Annotated in this window: 2 protein-coding genes; both read right to left on the reverse strand. The window is 47.0% G+C overall.

Annotation, left to right across the window (positions count from 1 at the left end):
* Positions 1–1,144, reverse strand: a 1,144-nt coding sequence (gene dnaJ, locus M9194_RS21495) for a molecular chaperone DnaJ (RefSeq protein ID WP_250614757.1), incomplete at its 3' end; no start/stop codon positions are given.
* 205 nt (positions 1,145–1,349) lie between these two features.
* Positions 1,350–1,978, reverse strand: a 629-nt coding sequence (locus M9194_RS21500; RefSeq protein ID WP_250614758.1) for an Hsp70 family protein, incomplete at its 5' end; no start/stop codon positions are given.

Genomic DNA, 1,978 nt, shown 5'->3' on the forward strand with positions numbered 1-1,978 from the left:
TAGTTAGGTCATCAAAAAATTTCTTCACGCCATTGAAGAAGCCTTCTGATTTTGGCTTGTGTCGATTCGCAGCATCGCCACCACAAGATTCATCAAACTCGCGTAATAGCTCTTTTTGACGTGAGCTAAGCTTCACTGGCGTTTCTACCAGCAGTTTCACGATAAGATCGCCTACACCGCCACCACGAACACCTTTTACGCCTTTACCACGCATACGGAACATGCGACCGGTTTGTGTCTCTTCAGGGATCTTTAAGCTCACACGACCATCGAGTGTTGGTACTTCCACTTCGCCGCCAAGTGCTGCCATTGCAAAACTGACTGGCACTTCACAATATAGATTGTTGCCATCACGCTCAAAGATATGGTGATCTTTAACATGAACCTGAACGTATAGATCGCCAGCTGGCGCGCCCATTTCTCCAGCTTCACCTTCGCCAGATAAACGAATACGATCTCCCGTATCCACACCGGCAGGAATCTTAACGCTTAACGTTTTGGTTTTTTGTTTACGACCTTTGCCGTGACAAACATTACAAGGCTCTTTAATCACCTTACCGCTACCGTGACAGGTTGGGCAAGTTTGTTGAACCGCAAAGAAGCCTTGGCGCATTTGCACTTGACCATGTCCATGACAAGTGCCGCAAGTTTCTGGAGATGTGCCTTTTTTCGCGCCGCTACCATGACAGGTATCACACTGAATCAACGTTGGTACTTCGATCTCTTTGGAAATACCACGCACGGCTTCTTCTAGCGTGAGCTCCATATTGTATCTAAGATCAGAGCCTCGCTGGGCACGGCTTTGACCACCGCCACCGCGACGACCGCCACCAAAGATATCACCGAAGACATCACCGAAAATATCACCGAAGTCAGCGCCAGCTCCACCACCAAAGCCGCCGCCTCCCATGCCACCTTGTTCAAAGGCTGCATGACCGTATTGGTCGTAGGCTGCTTTCTTCTGAGGATCAAGTAAAACTTCGTACGCTTCTTTTACTTCTTTAAACTTTTCTGCCGCTACTTCATCACCCTGATTGCGGTCTGGGTGAAATTTCATCGCTAGACGCTTGTACGCTTTTTTGATGTCGCGCTCAGATGCGTCACGACCAACGCCTAATATTTCGTAAAAATCACGTTTTGACATGTTATTCGTTACCAGTTTCTTACTTCAAGCGACTCAATATCGCGTGATGATTATATCGTTCTAACTAAGAGCGCTAGTAGGGTTTAGTCACGCTTAGTTAGAATGACATATCTGTTAATTACAAACATACGGGCGTAAGAGTTACCTCTAACGCCCGCATCAAATCGATTAGAAAGCCGAAACTCGGCTTTCTAACTGAACGAGATTACTTCTTCTCGTCATTAACTTCTTCAAACTCTGCATCAACAACGTCGTCTTCTTTCTTCGCTTGTTGTTGACCAGCATCAGCACTTGCGCCTTCAGGCTGCTGAGCTTGAGCTTTCTGCTGAGCGATTTCCATCAGCTTTTGAGACGCTTCCATTAGCGCTTGAACTTTCGCATCAATGGCTTCTTTGTCGTCGCCTTTCTTCGCTTCTTCTAGCTCTTTAATCGCCGCTTCAATCTTCTCTTTCTCATCCGCTGGAAGCGCATCACCTGCTTCTTCGATTTGCTTTTGAGTGCCGTGAATCATTTGGTCAGCTTGGTTACGAGCAGAGGCTAGCTCTTCGAATTTCTTGTCCGCTTCTTTGTTCGCTTCCGCTTCTTGCACCATTTTCTCGATTTCATCATCGCTTAGGCCGCCAGAAGCTTGGATAGTGATTTTTTGCTCTTTACCGGTTGACTTATCTTTCGCAGAAACGTGCAAGATACCATCCGCATCAAGGTCGAAAGTCACTTCGATTTGAGGCATGCCACGTGGTGCAGGTTGGATGCCTTCTAGATTAAATTGACCTAGAGATTTGTTGTGCATCGCTTGCTTACGCTCACCTTGCAGAACGTGGATCGTTACCGCAC

Source organism: Vibrio sinus, from assembly GCF_023634645.1.
GTDB lineage: Bacteria > Pseudomonadota > Gammaproteobacteria > Enterobacterales > Vibrionaceae > Vibrio > Vibrio sinus.